Source organism: Paenibacillus alba (assembly GCF_013204855.1).
In the GTDB taxonomy this organism is placed as follows: domain Bacteria; phylum Bacillota; class Bacilli; order Paenibacillales; family NBRC-103111; genus Paenibacillus_E; species Paenibacillus_E alba.
Window position 1 is genome coordinate 79,042 of sequence record NZ_JABMKZ010000019.1, and the last position, 16,353, is coordinate 95,394.

Sequence of the window (16,353 nt, forward strand, 5' to 3'; positions counted from 1 at the left end):
AAAGAGGCCTTCAGGGTTGTGCAAGTGTTCATGAATGCAAATCTAACCACTTGGTGATGCTATGGATTGGAATAAAGCACTGGAAATGGCACATATTGCGCCTCATACGGAGTGTCATTTGATCGTTGTCGGAGAATGTAAAGACGGACAACCTTTTTGCTATGAAGAAAATTTTACCGTGGATAAACTTGGTGAAGCATCCTTCACCGTTTTTTTAGATGTGTCTGGACTAGTTCCTTTTGACAAATTGGAACATGTTTCATTCATTGAATTTTCTTTTAAAGATCATGGCATTTTATATTATGCGTATGTCGATTTGCTTCAGCTTGAAGTGAAGAAAACGTTATGTTACCTCACGTTATCCATTCCCGAAGAAATTCATCAACATCAGAACCGACAGTACAACCGGGCTAAGCTCTCCCTTCGGACACCGATCACCCTCCAAATTGTTGGCATTCGCGGTCTGTCTGCACGCAAGGGTGTCGCCTTCTCGGGACAGCTGCTGGATATCAGCGCAGGAGGTCTTTCTTTTGTAACATCCAATCGGCTTATTTATCCCTTATTTTTAGAATTTAGCTTCATCCTTCCTGGGTTTCCACTTCCCATTACCGCCTATGGCGAAATTGTCAGGGTAACGAATTTCAGCAATGATTCCTATCGCGTTGCCGCCGAATTCCGCTATACACCTGAATCGATCCTGCAAGAAATTGATAAATACTGCTCGGTAGATTAGGAGGAACATCATTGAAATACAACGTCATTGAACGCGGAGATCCGATCTCCAAGGACCTGACAGAGCGGTTCCACACCCTCGCTGCCCAGCATGGGATGCCTAGGGATGAAGTGAATCCCGATATAGTCCTATCGATTGGCGGAGACGGCACAATGCTGCAAGCTTTTCATAAATATACGCATCATTTGGATCATATCGCCTTCGTAGGTATCCACACGGGGCATTTAGGGTTTTTCGCGGATTGGAAACCGGATGAACTGGACCATTTGGCATCCTTAATGTTCAGCGTCGCTACGCCTGAGGATCTTCATATTGTACAATACCCCGTTGTCGAAATTGAAATTACGACAGAACAAGGCATCGAGACCCATCTCGCACTTAATGAGTTCACTTTGCGCGGCATTGAAGTGTCATTGGTTGCACGTCTGCATGTGAACGATGAAATGTTCGAAATGTTCCGTGGAGACGGCATCTGCATCTCCTCGCCGGCTGGCAGCACAGCTTATAACAAAAGCTTAGGCGGAGCGATGGTCCACCCTTCCCTGGAAGCCATTCAAATTGCCGAAATCGCCTCGATTAACAATCGGGTGTATCGGACGCTGGGTTCTTCCATGATCTTGCCCAAACATCATCATTGCGATATTTATCCGAAGGCGCAGCAAACGATGCTCCTCTCTCTTGACCATTTGTATATGCAGCGAAATGATGTCGTTTCGATTCGCTGCCGCGTCGCCTCCAATGTGAAAGTGAAATTCGCCAGATTCCGTCCGTTCCCATTCTGGAACAGAGTCCGCGAAGCTTTCGTAGGGTTAGAACTAAAATAACTAATCACAAATAAGACGCCCCGTCTCACGAAGAGATCGGGGCGTCTTATTTGTGGCAATGCTTATGGCGTTGATGCTGATGCAACGGCTTCCGAAGTTGGCTGCTGCTTGGCAGCATTCACTTTTTCGATAATAAAGTAGGCGCAGCCGAAGTTGCAGTACTCGTTCAAGTAATCTTGAAGCGAAGCAATCGATGATTCCTTGGTTGCCTTTGGATGAATTTCTTTAAAAAATCCTCTCAGCCTCAGCTGGCTGTATCCCCAGTCGCCAACAATATAATCATAACGCTCCAGCACTTCGCTGAATCGTTCCTTGAACACTTCAAAGTTCCAGCCATTCTTATGATCGGTTACGAGCTCGTATGTTTTATTGGCAATATGAATCATGATGTTAGGAAGCTCTCCTTTCTATGATCCGTTAAGTTAGACTAATCGTTGGAGGCCGCTTTCACTTGCTCATGGGCATGGTAAGAGCTGCGTACCAGAGGACCTGACTCTACGTGCTTAAAGCCACGTTTCATTCCCTCTTCTTTTAATATTGCAAATTGCTCAGGTGTATAGTATTTGGCTACAGCCAAATGAATCGTGGATGGCTGCAGGTACTGCCCTATGGTCATAATATCACAGTTAACAGCACGCAAGTCGTCCATCGTCTGCAGCAACTCGTCCCACTCCTCACCTACACCAATCATAACGCTGGATTTGGTTGGAATGTTCGGAGCTATTCGTTTCGAGCGCTCAAGCAGCTCCAAGGAACGACGGTATTTAGCTTTGGAACGAACGCGATCGGACATACGCTCCACCGTCTCCATATTATGGTTGAGAATATCGGGCTTCGCTTCCAGTACCGTGATCAGTGATTCTTCGCGCCCCAAGAAATCAGGGATCAGCACTTCCACGGTGCACAGCGGCAATTTGCGGCGAATCGCTTTGATCGTCTCCGCGAAGATCATCGCGCCGCCATCCTTCAAATCATCACGCGCAACAGAGGTAACAACGCAATGGCGCAGTCCCATTTGCAAAGCAGCATCAGCCACGCGTTCCGGCTCTTCCAGATCAAGCTCAGTCGGAAGTCCTGTCTTCACAGCGCAGAAACGACAAGCTCGGGTACAAATGTCACCCAGTATCATAAAAGTCGCTGTGCGATTGGCCCAGCATTCATGGATATTTGGACATTTGGCTTCTTCACAAACCGTATGCAGCGTCTTGGAACGCATCATTGACTTTATTTCTTTGAAATTCTCATCGGTCTTGAGATTAATTTTTAACCAGTCTGGTTTTCTCTCTAATGGTTTAGTAGGCACTGTATTTCCCGCCTTTTTTGTAGGTTTCTCTTTGTTGTTATTATAACATGAATGACTGACAAAACAATCCACTTTGCCAGTCAGTTGTGATACACTTATCTAGATGGACCAAAACAGCTCAGCTTATGACATGAAGGCTGTATGGGAGGGAAGAAACATGAGCATAACAGATGTAACACGAGAGAAAGACCGCAAGCTAGGCGAAATCCTGCGCGGCATGGGCCGTGTATTGATTGCCTTCTCCGGAGGCGTGGACAGTACATTCGTCCTCAAACGTGCGAAGCAGGAGCTTGGCGATCAAGTCCTTGCCGTTACCGCCGCATCCGAAACATTCCCATCAAGGGAATTCGATGCAGCTGTCGAACTTGCTGAACAAATCGGTGTCCCACTGTATCAAACAGAGGTCAAGGAATTGGAGAATGCGAACTTCGTCGCCAACAATCCGGATCGTTGTTATCATTGCAAAACGGGACTTTATTCTCACTTGCAGGATCTAGCCAAAGAGTTAGGTTACCCTTATATTTTGGACGGCTCTAATATTGACGATCTCGGTGATTATAGACCAGGACTCCAAGCCAAGAACGAGCAAGGCGTTCGCAGTACACTGCAAGAGGCTGGCATGACCAAGGATGAGATCAGACAGCTTTCCAAAGAATTAGGTCTTCGCACTTGGAATAAACCATCTTTTGCTTGCTTGTCTTCGCGGATTCCTTATGGAACGCAAATTGAGAAGTGGAAAATTGACCAGTTGGATGAAGGGGAATACTTCTTATCCCAGCTCGGTCTGTATCAAGTACGTGTTCGCCACCACGAAAAAATTGCCCGGATTGAAGTCATGCCGGATGAAATACATAAGGTCGTGGAACATCGTGACGCCATTTACGAAAAGTTCAGCAAACTCGGCTTTACTTACGTGACGCTGGATCTGCAAGGCTACCGCACAGGCAGTATGAACGAAGTACTGTCCAAAGAAACCAAAGATAAGGTGAAAGAAGCATCCCTATGATGGACTTAGAAAAGATTTTAAAGCTCGTCCAGACAGGCGACCTGGACGTAGAAGAAGCCAAAAAGCAAATCATCAAGGAAGGCGCGGGCAATGGCCCCGGCAACCTTGATCTTGGATTTGCTCAGCTTGATATCGATCGCGAGAAGCGAACAGGCTTCCCCGAGGTCATATTCGGGGAAGGCAAGACCGCCGAGCAGATCGAGACCATCTTCCAGCGGCTGACGGAACATACCGATCGCGTGCTGGCTACGCGGGTCGACGCCGCCAAGGCCGCCCATGTTGTCGCTGCCGTGGAAGGCGTCACCTACCATGAAACCGCCCGGTCTCTCACTTGGTTCAAGCGACCGCTGCTGAAGGTCCACGACGGCTACATCGCCGTCGTGTGTGCAGGCACCTCCGACCTCCCCGTAGCGGAGGAGGCCGCTCTTACAGCTGAATGCCTGGGCAGTCACGTTGAACGGGTGTTCGACGTGGGTGTGGCTGGCATTCACCGGCTCTTCCGCCGGCTGGAACTCATTCGCGGTGCTAACGCAATTGTCGTCGTGGCCGGCATGGAAGGCGCACTCGCCAGCGTAGTTGGCGGGCTCGTCTCCAAGCCTATCGTCGCTGTGCCGACGAGTATTGGCTATGGCGCGAATCTTGCAGGTATCGCGCCCTTATTGTCCATGTTGAACAGCTGCTCGCCAGGCATCTCCGTCGTCAACATTGACAACGGCTTCGGAGCTGGCTACTATGCAGGACTCATCAACAAAAATATGTCGAAACGAGCGTGAGATCTCACAATGCGTATCTTATATTTGGACTGCTTTTCCGGTATTAGCGGCGATATGACTCTCGCCGCTTTAGTGGATGCAGGAGCAGATCGAGCTTATATTGAAGAAGAACTTACCAAAATCAAGCTAGAACCTTACATCTTAGAATGGAAACGCGTTATCAAACGCGGAATTTCCGCACTTAAGCTGGATGTTATTTTAGACCCCAATCATCCGCCTAAGCACCACCGCCATTACTCCGAAATCGTGAAAGTTATTCAAGCGGCCGGATTCAACGAGCGAGTTACCGCTCTCAGCTTAGCTATTTTCGAGAAAATCGGTATTGCGGAAGCCAAAATTCACGGTATTTCTGTTGAAAAAGTACATTTTCACGAAGTCGGAGCCATTGATTCCATTGTTGATATCGTTGGCGTTGCTTTAGCCGTAGATTCCTTGCAGGTAGAGCGCATCTTCGCTTCACCGGTGCCGCTTGGATCAGGAACCATCCATATCGACCATGGCACTTATCCGGTGCCGGCTCCGGCGACCTTGGAAATGATGCGAGGCTTACCAATTGCTTCAACTACTTACAGCCTAGAAATGACTACGCCAACGGGAGCCGGTATCATATCCGGTATCGTAGACGAATTTTCCAAAAGCTTTCCTCCCATGATCGTAGACACTATCGGCTATGGAGCAGGCACAAGAGATTTGCCTAACCAACCAAATGTCCTGCGTGTCGTAGTTGGGAAAGTAGATCCTTACATTGGCAAATGGCAAGTAGGCCATGAACATCTTGCTCAAGAACATAGCCACAGTCATGGTCATACGCATGACGACCATCACCACCACCATGAACATACTCACGCCCATCCACACACGCATTCTCATCAAACAGGAGCTGTCATTCCGGGAGCTCACCAGTAATAACACCAAAACGCCTCTTCCTGAACACAAACAGGAAGAGGTGTTTTTTAGTTTAACAGCTTGAATTTCATCCGGACCTCTTCATAAACGACCTTCAATGGAACCTGATACTCCTTGGCAATGTGCTCACACTCTTTAAATTCAGGGGCATACTGCACTAACTTTCCTTGGTGATAGCCGACTTTTACCGTTAGCAGCCCCCACTGCGTCTGAACTTGTTTGAAATCTCTAGCCAAGCGATGACAAGATGCATGCATATACCTTATGCCAAGCGTCGTCGTCTCACTAAAAATGACACCTTCCACAGCAGATAAAAGCCTCTCCTCAACAAGCACATTCAGCATGATGCCAGGTCGGCCTCGCTTCATAATAATGGGTACGACATAAACATCATTCGCGCCAACCTCAAAGAGCTTGTCCATAATATAAGTAACCCACTCCGGGTTCATATCATCCAAATTTGCCTGAATTAACAACATATTGTCATCCACATGCTCATCCTTATGATTAAAACTCATTGTCCTCACCTCTTAAAGGCATCATAGCAAAATTCAGATAACAACGAAAGATACGGGGATAAACATACCACGAAGAGTACATCCTAAGAACTAACATTTCAGGAAGGATGATAGAGATGAAAAGCAGACCGTTTTGGTCGCGGGTTCTTGTTCTTAGCTTCCTCCTATCAGCAACCGAATCCGGGACTCTTTCAGGCAGTTGGGCATCCCATGCGGCTGTAACTGACCAATCTCTTACGCAAGCTCCGTCGAAGGCTCCAATAAACCAGAATGCAGAACGAAAAGAGCTTTTTGAGAAAACAAGCCTCTTATCCGGCATTCCTTGGACGTATCTGGCTGCCGTAGATCAGTATGAAAGAACAATGAATATCGCCAAAAAAAGACCCGAACGCCAAGGGGTTATCAGCATTTACTTTCCAGAGTCGGAATGGGTCGGTTTATTAAATCCAGACCAGCAAGATACGAACCCAAAAAGCATCTCCTTCTTTCATGGCTTTGGTCGAGATGGCTCTGGCGACGGGATAGCCGATCGAAACAATGATTTAGATCTGCTTGCAGCCATGACTTCACTAATGACCAAAAACGGCAGCGATAAAGAGAATTTACAAATTAATCTATGGAATTATTATCAAAACTCACGAAGCGTTGAACGTATCACACAATTCTCCTCCATCTATGCAGCTCTTGGCACACTCGATGCCTCCGAACATGCATTTCCATTACCAGTGAGCGCAGATTACTCGTATCGCAGTACATGGGGAGACAGCCGAGGGTGGGGGGGACATCGTTCCCATGAAGGAACCGATTTATTTGCCGGATATGGCGTTCCTGTAAGAAGCACCTGTTATGGCATAGTCGAAGTCAAAGGCTGGAATCCCTATGGTGGCTGGAGAATTGGAATTCGGGATGTAAACAATATTTACCATTACTACGCCCATCTTTCAGGTTTTCAAAAAGGCATCAAAGAAAATGACATCGTAAAACCTGGTCAAACGATCGGTTGGGTAGGTAGTTCTGGGTATGGTAAACCTGGCACATCCGGTAAATTTCCGCCTCATCTTCATTTTGGGCTTTATCGCGATAACGGGCTTACAGAATGGAGCTTTGATCCTTATCCTTCACTTCGTAAATGGGAACGTGAAGATCAAAACAAAAGAAAAAAATAAGCCGATCCTCATGGTTTCGGCTCTTTTGGCAACTCTACAGAAGGTGAAGTGGCAGTACCTGCACTCGGTAATTGCGGTAGCGATATGCTCGGTAGACCAGTATCCTTGTTGCTGCCTACAGGATTCCCCTTGTTATCATAATAATAAGTGGGAACATCCCCAACGACCAAAGAGTAAGATATAGGAATTTCGGTTTCTACAATCTCAGTATCTGAATCAAAAGGAATAATAACAGATACCTCCGCAATAATTCGTACATATACCTCGAACATCACCATATTAATTCCCGCATTTTGCGAGCGTGTGTTTAAGTCGACCTTCACACTTCCCACCGGCAGGAGTCGAATCGGAATATCCGGTCCAAATGAAGAGAGAATGGCACTATTCATCGCCTGCCCAACAGGAATATGCTCAGAAATACTTTGCAAATTGCTGAGTTCTCCTTGCACCGTTTTAATCGTATCCGATGTAATACGCATATGTTCATTGTAATTGAGCATGAAGCCGGTAATCTTTCCGTTTTTATCCATCTTCCAATCAATTAACTGCTCCGCGTTCGTACTCCCAGCCACATGATCAGCAATAGCCGTATTAATAGCTTGAGTCGCAATCTGCTTTATGCGTACTTTTGCCAAATTCATCAATGGCGGCCTAAGATTTCGTTCCACGAAAATAAAAAACTGCACACCAAATAAGACAAAGATGAGAAGAGTAATCAACAGCACCTTTTTGCGGCTGGTTTTCCCCGTAGGCCTGCTTCTCCACCGTCGCCTTTGCAGCATCCCGTTCCCTCCCCTGACCTGCCCGTTTTCATTAGTACTACCTTATGCGGACATGAAGTGAAAAAGAAGACACGTTCCCCCGATACTCCCTTTCCTTGTTGTTTACCACTGTCACTATCTTCATATTCCTATTTCACTCCCATTACAACTAAGCTCCACTTTCATGGTTATTTACGTGTCCCTCTTCTGGATCATTGGTTATTGTTCATTATTCATTGCTCATTGGTCCGAGTCACTACTCTGCGTCACTGCTCTGGGTCCTGCTCGGGGGCACTCTCTGTTGCCTTGCCCGATGCTGTGTTCACTATCCCCACCACTCAGTTAAATAAGTTCAATTACTATCAAGAAAATCCCACCTATTTACTTGATAAAAAACAGCATATTTAGTATAATTATGATAAGAACAAGTGTTCTTTTCTGTAATTAAAGGGGGATGTTCATGGATTTCTCTTCTATGTCTTTAGAGCAGTTTCACGTCCATTTCCCGACCGAATCCGCATGTGTGGATTATCTTTTCAATAAGAGATGGCCGGCAGGCTTCCAATGTCCACGTTGCTCTCATCCTCAAGCATATGTAACGACTACGCGGCGACTTCCGCTTTATGAATGCTGCCACTGTCGCTTTCAAATCTCTCTTATCTCGGGGACCATCATGGAAGGCAGTCGGACAGAGCTTCGTAAATGGCTAACAGCACTTTTCCTTGTTTCACGGACGGATAAGGGCACATCGGCGGTTGAGCTTTCCCATATTATTCAAGTAACTTACAAAACTGCATGGCTCATCTTACATAAAATTCGTTCTGCAATTCACAATTCTGATATCCTCACTCCGCTTGCAGGCGCCATTTGTGTGAACTCTGCTGTTTACGGGCGACCTTATAACCCTACTGTTAACAAACACCCCAAAGAGCATCTACTTCTTATCGCTTCTTCCCACAATGACGCCAATGAATTTACTTCGCTCAAAATAAAACACATCATTTCCACAAATCCAAAAGTAAAACATATTTCCCGCTCCGACATTATCACTTTTCAAAATGAACAGATTGATATAGCTGCATATCCTATTGATATTGTAACTGGGTTCTATACGCCTAAACGTCTACGCCCTCTGCTCAAATTCACAAAACAAGCAAGCCAATGGATCAACGATACCTTCCACGGCATCGGCGCCAAACATCTACAAATTTATTTAGACGATTTTTGCTTCCGATTCAATTTATCTTTCAGAAACCTTCCCCTATTCCCCTGTCTAATCGAACGTTGTTTTAGGCTTTCCTAGCGAATAGTAAGAGCTAGTGACATGTTTTATGTTGACCCTTCTCGTTAAATACCAGGCCAAAATTCCTCCCTCCACCAGGATAAACATACCTATTCACTGTCCGACTTGCATTTAGTTGCTAACTTTTTAATTAAACTTGCTTAATTTTCTTCTTTCCTCTCTTTTTTGAGTTCTTACTTCGTTTTTCGTTTTCCCGTATTTATCCATGATTCCCCTTTTTTGATTCCGTTCGTTTTTTATTTTCTATTCTGTGGTCTGCGGTCTGCGGTCTGCGGTCTGCGGTCTGCGGTCTGCGGTCTGCGGTCTGCGGTCTGCGGTCTGCGGTCTGCGGTCGCGGTCGTGGTCCTGGTCCTGATCCTGGTCTTGGTCTTGGGCTGTGGTCTGGTCTGCGGTATTTGTTCTTGGTTCTTCGAGTTCGTTTTTTTGTTTTCTCCTCATATCCTTTTTGTTTTTGTTCTTGTTCTTGTTTTTGTTTTTGTTTTTCATTATTTCTACATTTTACATGTTAAGTTCTTCTTTTTCTTATCTGTTTATGTATTCTATCTATTTTCCCCTTTATATTCCTTTACTTCATTTTTTTCTCATCCGCTTCTCAACTTGTCCTTCCTCATCTTCCTCATCCTTTGCTTTCTCTTCTACAACTATTCGATATCCTCTTGTGTTTCTTGTGCTTCCTCCTCTGCCTAATCCCCGGCTTCCTCCTTTGCTTCCTATCCGGCTCTCTCCTTTGTCTCATCCCCCGCCTCCTCCTTTGCTTCCTATCCTGCTATTTCATCTACCTATTCCCCTGCTTCCTCCTTTGCTTCCTATCCTGCTTCCTTCTCTGCCTCATCCTAGGCTTCCTCCTTTGCTTCCTATCCTGCTATTTCCTCTACCTATTCCCCTGCTTCCTCCTTTACTTCTTATCCTGCCATCCTGCTTTCTCCACTACCTGTTCCCCGGGTTCCTCTTTTGCTTCTTACCTGCTTTCTCCACTACCTTTTCCCCTGCTTCCTCCTTTGCTTCCTATTCTGCTTCCTTCTCTGCCTCATCCTAGCTTCCTCCTTTGCGTCTTATCCTGCTTTCTCCTCTGACTATCGCTTGCTTCCTCCTTTGCTTCCTATCCTGCTTCCTCCTCTGCCTCATCCCAGACTTCCACCTTTGATTCCCATCCTGCTTTCTTCACTACCTATTCCCCAACTTCCTCTTTTGCTTCTTCTCCTGCTTTCTCCTCTGCCTCATCCCCGGCTTACTCCCTTGTTTCTTATCCTGCTTTCTCCTCTGCCTCATCCCGGCTTACTCCTTTGCTTCTTATCCTGCTTTCTCCTCTGCCTCATCCCCGGCTTACTCCTTTGCTTCTTATCCTGCTATTTCCTCTGCCTATTCCCTGACTTCCTCCTTTCTTCCTATCCTGCTTCCTCAACTGCTTTCTCCTCTACTATCTTCTTTAGTTTTTTACTTTCTTCTCATTTCGCACTTTTTTGCATTGATGGTTATCTGCTAATAGAAACTGAGCCTTGGGGATAGTGAGTACAGGTATTTGTTCCCTCGACAAGTGATCGGAGCTGGACGTCCTTATCCCATTTCTTCCGCCTTAATCTCCCGAAAATTTGCTTGCCTCTTCCCATGCAATCGGCTTACACATATACATTGAAAGTTCCGCTACTTTTATGTTTCAGGTGACAGAGTAGTGTTTTCCTCATTTCAGGAGCCTGTGAAAGAGTCAGCCCCTCGAAAAAAACAGACCTACTCCCAGAAAGGGTAATAGGTCTGTTGATGTGTTTAAAATGCAGACACGAGTGATGCCTGGCTTCTTGCATCCCGAAGTGGAGCCACCAGTTGTTACTTGCTTATTGCTGCCAATTGATTGCCTACTACGCCATTGCGATAGACATCATAGTCGGTAACTCCAGCATTGTCTGGCGAAGCTGTCCAACCTAATTGACTTTGCGTACTTGAGGATGCAGCTGCCACCGCACTTGTGGGTACGGATGGAGCAATTGTACCGAGTGTAGTGGCTACAGGCGCATAACGCTCCATAATCAAGCTCGTTTTGAGGACGTCGGACTCAACCAGCCATCCTTTGGAACGGAGTAAGTTAATTAAATCGGTACGCACGCTCGTCGCTTCACTAAGGCTGTCTGTTTTGAAGGAAGCTTCGACGATATCTTCGGTCCCTGTTTTGGCAGCATTTAGAATGGTCCAGATCTCGATATCGAGCTCCAAGTCTTTATAGGTTCCCTTGTATCTTTTGAAATCAACCGGACCATAAATCACGGCATTATTCAACTGCGTTGTTCCCCACCCGGCGCTTGTCCAGTTCTTAAAATTACTAGGTGCATTAGAAACGGACACGGTGCGAGAGGTAGCCAGATTAGGGGCATTCAATCCATTGCCGCTATAGCCGGAAACTGTTACATCTTTTTCATATTGAACACTTAATGTCTGTTTGCTAAAGGTCCAATCGACTTGAAATTCAAAGCCGGAAGATGAACTATTCAAGCCATCGCCAGCTGCGGTTGTAAGGGCTGCGTTGATATCCCCATTTGAAACAGGGTATCTCTTTTTGTACTGAATCTGGTGTGTGCTTTGGTCGCTTCTTTTGCGAATACGATCACTCCAGCCTTGACCATCCATTGTACGTGCTGCTGTATCCATGTACTGAACACGGTAGCTTTTCGCGGACGAGCCTGTGGAGAATTGGCTGCGAACGCTGCTTACCAAATTATGACTGGCATCTGCTACGATCGCCGGAGCTAGATTGAGCTTGACCTCGTAGCTGGGCGTACCATTTGCCGCTGAAGCTGGTTGCGGCGAGAACCCCCCACCTGTCAAAAGAACGGCTGCTGCAGTTGTTGCTATAACGAGTTTGGATGTTTTGTTCAAACCTTGTAACATTCTCTCATCTCCTATGTCTACCTGGATTATTTGAATTTTTTGGATTAATAACGATCCATAATCAGTTGTGTTTTCAGAGAATCCTGTGCGAGAAACCATCCTTTGTTCTGTAAATAGGTAATTAATTCATCATGTTTGGTCGATGCCGTGGTTTGACTGGTTGTTTTGAAGGAAGCTTCAACGACATATTCTGTACCCGTGCCTGCTGCGTATAGAATTGGCCATACTTCGATATAAATTTGCTGTCCACTCCATGTGCCGATAGAGCGCTTTGCAAGAACTGGCCCATAGATACGCGAGGAAGAAAGCTTGCTTGTCCCCCAACCGCTGGATACCCAATTATTAAATTTATCCGGCGCATTATTGATCAGCAAACTCCTGGAATCGCTTTGATTCGGTAAATCCATGCCGCTATAGCCGGACTTGCTGCCCGTTTTGTTCCGGGTAATACTTAGCGTTTTCTTCTGATATCCCCATTCAATTTGTGCTTCATATCCAGTATCGCCTGAGTTGAAGCCCTCTTGATTAGCTAATGTCAATGCCCCATTGATGTCATTGCCAGTCACGGCATAACGCTTTTTGTAGCTGAGTTCGAAATCATTCTCGCCCTCGGTTTTGCGAATACGCGGACTCCATCCATTGTTATAAATGTCCTTCGCATTCGTATCCAGAAATTGGACATTCATCTTGGTGACTGTGTCCGGCATGCCAAATGCTGTCTTGACGCTGCTTGTGAGCTTAAAATCGGATCCAAGAACAACGCTTGGGTTCAGAAGAAGCTTCACTTCGTAATCCGGCACCATGTTACTGGCTGCTGCTGCTTGCTGGGGTGCCCCGCCGAAACCGGCCAGTAATGTGGTTCCAACTACTGTGGCCATGACTACGTTCAACACGTTTTTCTTTAACATCAATTCATCTCCTCTGTTTTCTGGAAAAGTTTTCCCTACAGACTTGAGATTAAGGTAGATTTGTCATTGGATTATCAGCTGTGCGTGTGTTTTTTGTAAATGTGATCAGTACGAACGAACTGAATCACGCAAGTAATCAAAGAAGCTATCAAAAACAGAGGAACGAATCCGATCCTCGTTATACGTGAAATAGATGTACCGCTTAAAAGGATTTTGCGGTATGGCGCGGTAGACCAGCTCTTCTCTCTGCAGCTCTTTAGCAATGGCCATTTTCGAAATGACGGATATGCTGTCCCCGGTCAAAACGGCTTGTTTAATAGCTTCCAGAGAGTCCATTTCCATAATAGGTCTAAGCTCGATCCCCATGCTTTTCGCCCATTTCAAGGTCATCGTGCGTGTACTTGATTCTTGACCATGCAGGATGAAAGGAACATCTTTTAGAAATTCGGGATGAAGTGATTCATATCTGGACATGCGGTGCTGGGGGTTAAAAAAGAAAACAAGCTCGTCTTCACATAAGGTTTCGCCAATCAGAGGAGCCCATTGAAAGGGTTCTGCGGACATAACACCAATATCGATTTCGTGATTCAGCAGCATTTCTTGTATAACCGGAGAGGTTCTAACGGTCAATGAAATGGAGATATGCGGAAATTTCTTTGAAAATGCGCTAAGAATGCTGGGAAGCACGTAGGTACCAGGTACATAGCTGGCTCCGATCTTCAGATGTCCGCTCCCTCTCTCATCAAATTCTTTAACAACTCTTTCCGCTTCTTGAGCAAGTGCATTAATTTTCTTGGCATAGTGATTGAGCGATTGACCCGCTTCTGTCAAATGAATTTTACCCGCTTTGGAATAAAATAAGCCAACGCCAAGATCCTGTTCCATGCTTTTCATATGAAAGGAAACTGTTGGCTGTTTCAGCCCTAAATGCTCAGCTACGGTTGTAATTCGTTTGTGTTTATCCAATAGTTCAATAATTTGCAGTTTAATCAGATTCCAATTCATCGGGATCAATCTCCTTTAAATTACGCTTGGGATCATTATAGAAAAAATCTATGCACTTGAATAGATTACAAACAAAAACTTAACAATCTATTTACTTTGCGTTGACACTCTGCTGATTATAAGGCTCTAAACTGAAGTTGAGTTCCTAAGAACGGAAGGATGCCTAAAATGCCTTTACACCTTAGCGGTATCAACAAAACTTTTGACGGATCACCTGCCTTGCAAGACATTCATCTCACCGTGACAAAAGGTCGATTTACAACCTTGTTAGGCCCCTCAGGCTGCGGCAAAACAACGCTGCTTCGCATTATCGCCGGTCTGGAAACCCCGGATGAGGGAGATATTCATATCGGAGATGTTTGCCTTTTCTCGAAAAAACGCAGGATTAACCGCCCTGTTCACCAACGCAATTTCGGTATGGTCTTTCAAGACTTTGCCCTTTGGCCGCACTTAACCATTCTAGAAAATGTGGCTTTTGGACTTAAAGCTCAGGGAGATACAACCAACTGGCGCAATCGATCGATGGAAGCCATCGAATTGGTTCAATTGCAAGGCATGGAAAAACGCTATCCGCACCAGCTTTCTGGAGGTCAACAGCAGCGCGTGGCTTTGGCCAGAGCGATTGTTGTCCGTCCACAGCTTGTCCTTTTCGATGAGCCCATGAGTGCCTTGGATGCTCTCCTCCGAGAAGAAATGCGGGTTGAGCTTATGAGGCTGGTTCGCCAAATTGGGTTCACAGCTGTTTATGTCACGCATGACCAAACAGAGGCTATGTCGATGTCCGATGAGATCGTCGTCATGAAAAGCGGCCGCATTTTACAAAAAGATGTGCCCGAAGTGATTTACAGGAAACCTACACACGCTTTTACCGCCCGCTTTATCGGCAAAACGAATTGGTTGGAAGCGGACAAGCGTCTGGTTCGTCCCGAACATGTACGATGGCTGCCGTCGACAGCGAATGATCTTGCTTATTCCGGCGAGGTACAGGCTGTCAGTTACATAGGTGAGCGCTATGAAGTCACTGTACAGTTGGAAGATGGTCATGTATGGATGGCTTATCATCCATCACGCCTAGCAATAGGAGATCTGGTAAAGCTTTATATTTCGCAAGATCAGATTCATCAGCTGTAAATCCATAAACTCAGAGAGGGTGTATGTAAAATGAAAACAAAAATGAGGAAATCGTTTCATGTAAGCTCTTTAGCACTAATGACTGTTCTAGTAGGTGTTAGCTTGACCGGTTGTGGGACAGCCAAAACAACTTCCAATGCCAATCCAACTGCATCGACCCCTGCCGCGGCTACTACAGCTGCCACTGCGACGCCAACACCAGAAGCAAAGAAGCTAAGCGGTAAAATTGTTGTATACAGTGCAGGTCCAGCAGATTTGGCAACAAAAATTCAAAAAGGCTTCACAGCCAAAACTGGTGTCGAAATCGAAATGTTCCAAGGAACGACTGGTAAAATTTTAGCTCGTATGGAAGCAGAAAAAACAAATCCGGTTGTTGACGTTGTCGTCTTGGCCTCCCTTCCTTCAGCTATCGGAATGACGAAAAGCGGACTAACCCTTCCTTATAAAGAAGCGAAAAATGCAGACAAGCTTATCCCAGCTTATTCCGATAAGGATGGCAACTATTTTAGCTACAGCCTGTCCGCGCTTGGGATTGCCTACAATACAAAAACCGTTACGACTCCTCCAAAGGAGTGGAGTGATCTGACGAAACCTGAGTGGAAAGACAAAGTAAATATTCCCGATCCAGCTCAATCCGGCTCTGCTCTTGATTTCATGACAGGTTATACGAATAAAAACGGAGATTCCGCATGGGATTTATTCGGCAAAGTAAAAGCCAATGGAGCTATTATTGCCGGAGCCAACCAAGAAGCTATGGACCCTGTCATTTCTGGTGCTAAAAGCATCGTTATGGCTAGCGTGGATTATATGACTTATGCTTCCAAAGCAAAAGGCGAGCCAATTGATTTGATCTATCCGGCGAGCGGGACCGTTATTTCCCCAAGACCTGCCATGATTATGAAAACAAGTAAAAATGTCGACAGTGCAAAAGCCTTTATTGAATATCTGCTCTCTGACGAAGCTCAAAAGATGGTCACAGATGCTTACTTGCTTTCCGGTCGCAGCGATATCCAGATACAAGGAAGAATGAGCGCGAAGGACATTCCTACAATTCAAGTGGACTGGAACTGGATGAATGACAACCAGGCCGCAGTTACACAGAAGTTCACCCAATTGTTCAAAAAGTAAGCGCCGGACGG

General features: G+C 45.8%; 16 protein-coding genes. 9 read left to right on the plus strand and 7 right to left on the minus strand.

The genetic code is table 11. The features are described 5' to 3' along the window. Positions 1 to 61: 61 nt before the first annotated feature. Entirely contained in the window at positions 62 to 733 is a 672-nt protein-coding gene (locus tag HQN90_RS22230) for a flagellar brake protein (protein ID WP_173222696.1), read from the plus strand. Between the two features lie 11 nt (positions 734 to 744). Further along, a complete protein-coding gene (locus HQN90_RS22235; RefSeq protein WP_173222698.1) occupies positions 745 to 1,557 on the plus strand; it encodes an NAD kinase in 813 nt (270 codons plus the stop codon). A gap of 62 nt (positions 1,558 to 1,619) precedes the next feature. On the opposite strand, the gene HQN90_RS22240 is transcribed toward HQN90_RS22235, so the two are convergent. Then, the gene (locus HQN90_RS22240; protein ID WP_173222700.1) at positions 1,620 to 1,943 is read right to left on the minus strand and encodes a YutD family protein; all 324 of its coding nucleotides are present in this window, start codon (positions 1,941 to 1,943) and stop codon (positions 1,620 to 1,622) included. A gap of 41 nt (positions 1,944 to 1,984) precedes the next feature. Further along, positions 1,985 to 2,932 carry a lipoyl synthase gene (gene lipA, locus HQN90_RS22245; RefSeq protein ID WP_173222702.1) on the minus strand — a complete coding sequence of 316 codons (948 nt, stop codon included), beginning with the start codon at positions 2,930 to 2,932 and terminating at the stop codon, positions 1,985 to 1,987. An 85-nt stretch (positions 2,933 to 3,017) separates the two neighbouring features. Between lipA and larE the strand changes: the two genes are divergently transcribed. From larE to larC, 3 genes are read left to right on the plus strand one after another with little or no spacing between them, the layout of a single operon-like run. Next, positions 3,018 to 3,866 (plus strand): ATP-dependent sacrificial sulfur transferase LarE, encoded by an 849-nt coding sequence (gene larE, locus HQN90_RS22250; protein WP_173222711.1) that lies wholly within the window; start codon positions 3,018 to 3,020, stop codon positions 3,864 to 3,866. Continuing rightward, positions 3,863 to 4,639, plus strand: a complete 777-nt coding sequence (gene larB / locus HQN90_RS22255; RefSeq protein ID WP_173222719.1) for a nickel pincer cofactor biosynthesis protein LarB — start codon at positions 3,863 to 3,865, stop codon at positions 4,637 to 4,639. Before larE ends, larB begins: the two co-directional genes overlap by 4 nt. Before the next feature lie 9 nt (positions 4,640 to 4,648). Continuing rightward, complete coding sequence (gene larC / locus HQN90_RS22260) at positions 4,649 to 5,545, plus strand: nickel pincer cofactor biosynthesis protein LarC (RefSeq protein WP_173222721.1); 897 nt, start codon at positions 4,649 to 4,651, stop codon at positions 5,543 to 5,545. A gap of 47 nt (positions 5,546 to 5,592) precedes the next feature. Here the strand turns inward: larC and larC2 are convergent, their stop codons facing one another. After that, positions 5,593 to 6,063: a nickel pincer cofactor biosynthesis protein LarC2 gene (larC2, locus tag HQN90_RS22265; RefSeq protein WP_173222723.1), complete on the minus strand. Its 471-nt coding sequence runs from the start codon at positions 6,061 to 6,063 to the stop codon at positions 5,593 to 5,595. Between the two features lie 116 nt (positions 6,064 to 6,179). Between larC2 and HQN90_RS22270 the strand changes: the two genes are divergently transcribed. Continuing rightward, complete coding sequence (locus tag HQN90_RS22270) at positions 6,180 to 7,229, plus strand: M23 family metallopeptidase (protein WP_246362758.1); 1,050 nt, start codon at positions 6,180 to 6,182, stop codon at positions 7,227 to 7,229. A gap of 8 nt (positions 7,230 to 7,237) precedes the next feature. Here HQN90_RS22270 and yunB read toward each other — a convergent pair whose 3' ends face one another. Further along, complete coding sequence (gene yunB / locus HQN90_RS22275) at positions 7,238 to 8,011, minus strand: sporulation protein YunB (RefSeq protein WP_246362759.1); 774 nt, start codon at positions 8,009 to 8,011, stop codon at positions 7,238 to 7,240. 439 nt (positions 8,012 to 8,450) lie between these two features. On the opposite strand from yunB, the gene HQN90_RS22280 reads away from it, so the two are divergent. Next, a complete protein-coding gene (locus tag HQN90_RS22280) occupies positions 8,451 to 9,293 on the plus strand; it encodes a transposase (RefSeq protein ID WP_173222727.1) in 843 nt (280 codons plus the stop codon). Between the two features lie 1,821 nt (positions 9,294 to 11,114). On the opposite strand, the gene HQN90_RS22285 is transcribed toward HQN90_RS22280, so the two are convergent. The 3 genes from HQN90_RS22285 to HQN90_RS22295 form a co-directional block, all read right to left on the minus strand. After that, positions 11,115 to 12,170: a hypothetical protein gene (locus HQN90_RS22285; RefSeq protein WP_173222729.1), complete on the minus strand. Its 1,056-nt coding sequence runs from the start codon at positions 12,168 to 12,170 to the stop codon at positions 11,115 to 11,117. Positions 12,171 to 12,214: 44 nt separating this feature from the next. Further along, on the minus strand, positions 12,215 to 13,078 hold the full coding sequence (locus HQN90_RS22290) for a hypothetical protein (RefSeq protein WP_173222731.1): 864 nt from the start codon (positions 13,076 to 13,078) through the stop codon (positions 12,215 to 12,217). 105 nt (positions 13,079 to 13,183) lie between these two features. Further along, positions 13,184 to 14,083: a LysR family transcriptional regulator gene (locus HQN90_RS22295; RefSeq protein ID WP_173222733.1), complete on the minus strand. Its 900-nt coding sequence runs from the start codon at positions 14,081 to 14,083 to the stop codon at positions 13,184 to 13,186. Positions 14,084 to 14,251: 168 nt separating this feature from the next. Here HQN90_RS22295 and HQN90_RS22300 point away from each other — a divergent pair, with 168 nt between their 5' ends. Together HQN90_RS22300 and HQN90_RS22305 are read left to right on the plus strand one after the other, a co-directional pair. Further along, positions 14,252 to 15,214: an ABC transporter ATP-binding protein gene (locus tag HQN90_RS22300; RefSeq protein ID WP_173222735.1), complete on the plus strand. Its 963-nt coding sequence runs from the start codon at positions 14,252 to 14,254 to the stop codon at positions 15,212 to 15,214. Between the two features lie 30 nt (positions 15,215 to 15,244). After that, positions 15,245 to 16,342: an ABC transporter substrate-binding protein gene (locus tag HQN90_RS22305; protein ID WP_079409885.1), complete on the plus strand. Its 1,098-nt coding sequence runs from the start codon at positions 15,245 to 15,247 to the stop codon at positions 16,340 to 16,342. The last annotated feature ends 11 nt before the right edge of the window (positions 16,343 to 16,353 follow it).

Excerpts from the sequence above, each read along its gene's own strand:
- HQN90_RS22230 (WP_173222696.1), top strand. The coding sequence starts at position 62 with ATGGATTGGAATAAAGCACTGGAAATGGCACATATTGCGCCTCATACG.
- HQN90_RS22240 (WP_173222700.1), bottom strand. The coding sequence starts at position 1,943 with ATGATTCATATTGCCAATAAAACATACGAGCTCGTAACCGATCATAAG.
- larE (WP_173222711.1), top strand. The coding sequence starts at position 3,018 with ATGAGCATAACAGATGTAACACGAGAGAAAGACCGCAAGCTAGGCGAA.
- larB (WP_173222719.1), top strand. The coding sequence starts at position 3,863 with ATGATGGACTTAGAAAAGATTTTAAAGCTCGTCCAGACAGGCGACCTG.
- larC (WP_173222721.1), top strand. The coding sequence starts at position 4,649 with ATGCGTATCTTATATTTGGACTGCTTTTCCGGTATTAGCGGCGATATG.
- larC2 (WP_173222723.1), bottom strand. The coding sequence starts at position 6,063 with ATGAGTTTTAATCATAAGGATGAGCATGTGGATGACAATATGTTGTTA.
- HQN90_RS22270 (WP_246362758.1), top strand. The coding sequence starts at position 6,180 with ATGAAAAGCAGACCGTTTTGGTCGCGGGTTCTTGTTCTTAGCTTCCTC.
- yunB (WP_246362759.1), bottom strand. The coding sequence starts at position 8,011 with ATGCTGCAAAGGCGACGGTGGAGAAGCAGGCCTACGGGGAAAACCAGC.
- HQN90_RS22280 (WP_173222727.1), top strand. The coding sequence starts at position 8,451 with ATGGATTTCTCTTCTATGTCTTTAGAGCAGTTTCACGTCCATTTCCCG.
- HQN90_RS22285 (WP_173222729.1), bottom strand. The coding sequence starts at position 12,170 with ATGTTACAAGGTTTGAACAAAACATCCAAACTCGTTATAGCAACAACT.
- HQN90_RS22290 (WP_173222731.1), bottom strand. The coding sequence starts at position 13,078 with ATGTTAAAGAAAAACGTGTTGAACGTAGTCATGGCCACAGTAGTTGGA.
- HQN90_RS22295 (WP_173222733.1), bottom strand. The coding sequence starts at position 14,083 with ATGAATTGGAATCTGATTAAACTGCAAATTATTGAACTATTGGATAAA.
- HQN90_RS22300 (WP_173222735.1), top strand. The coding sequence starts at position 14,252 with ATGCCTTTACACCTTAGCGGTATCAACAAAACTTTTGACGGATCACCT.
- HQN90_RS22305 (WP_079409885.1), top strand. The coding sequence starts at position 15,245 with ATGAAAACAAAAATGAGGAAATCGTTTCATGTAAGCTCTTTAGCACTA.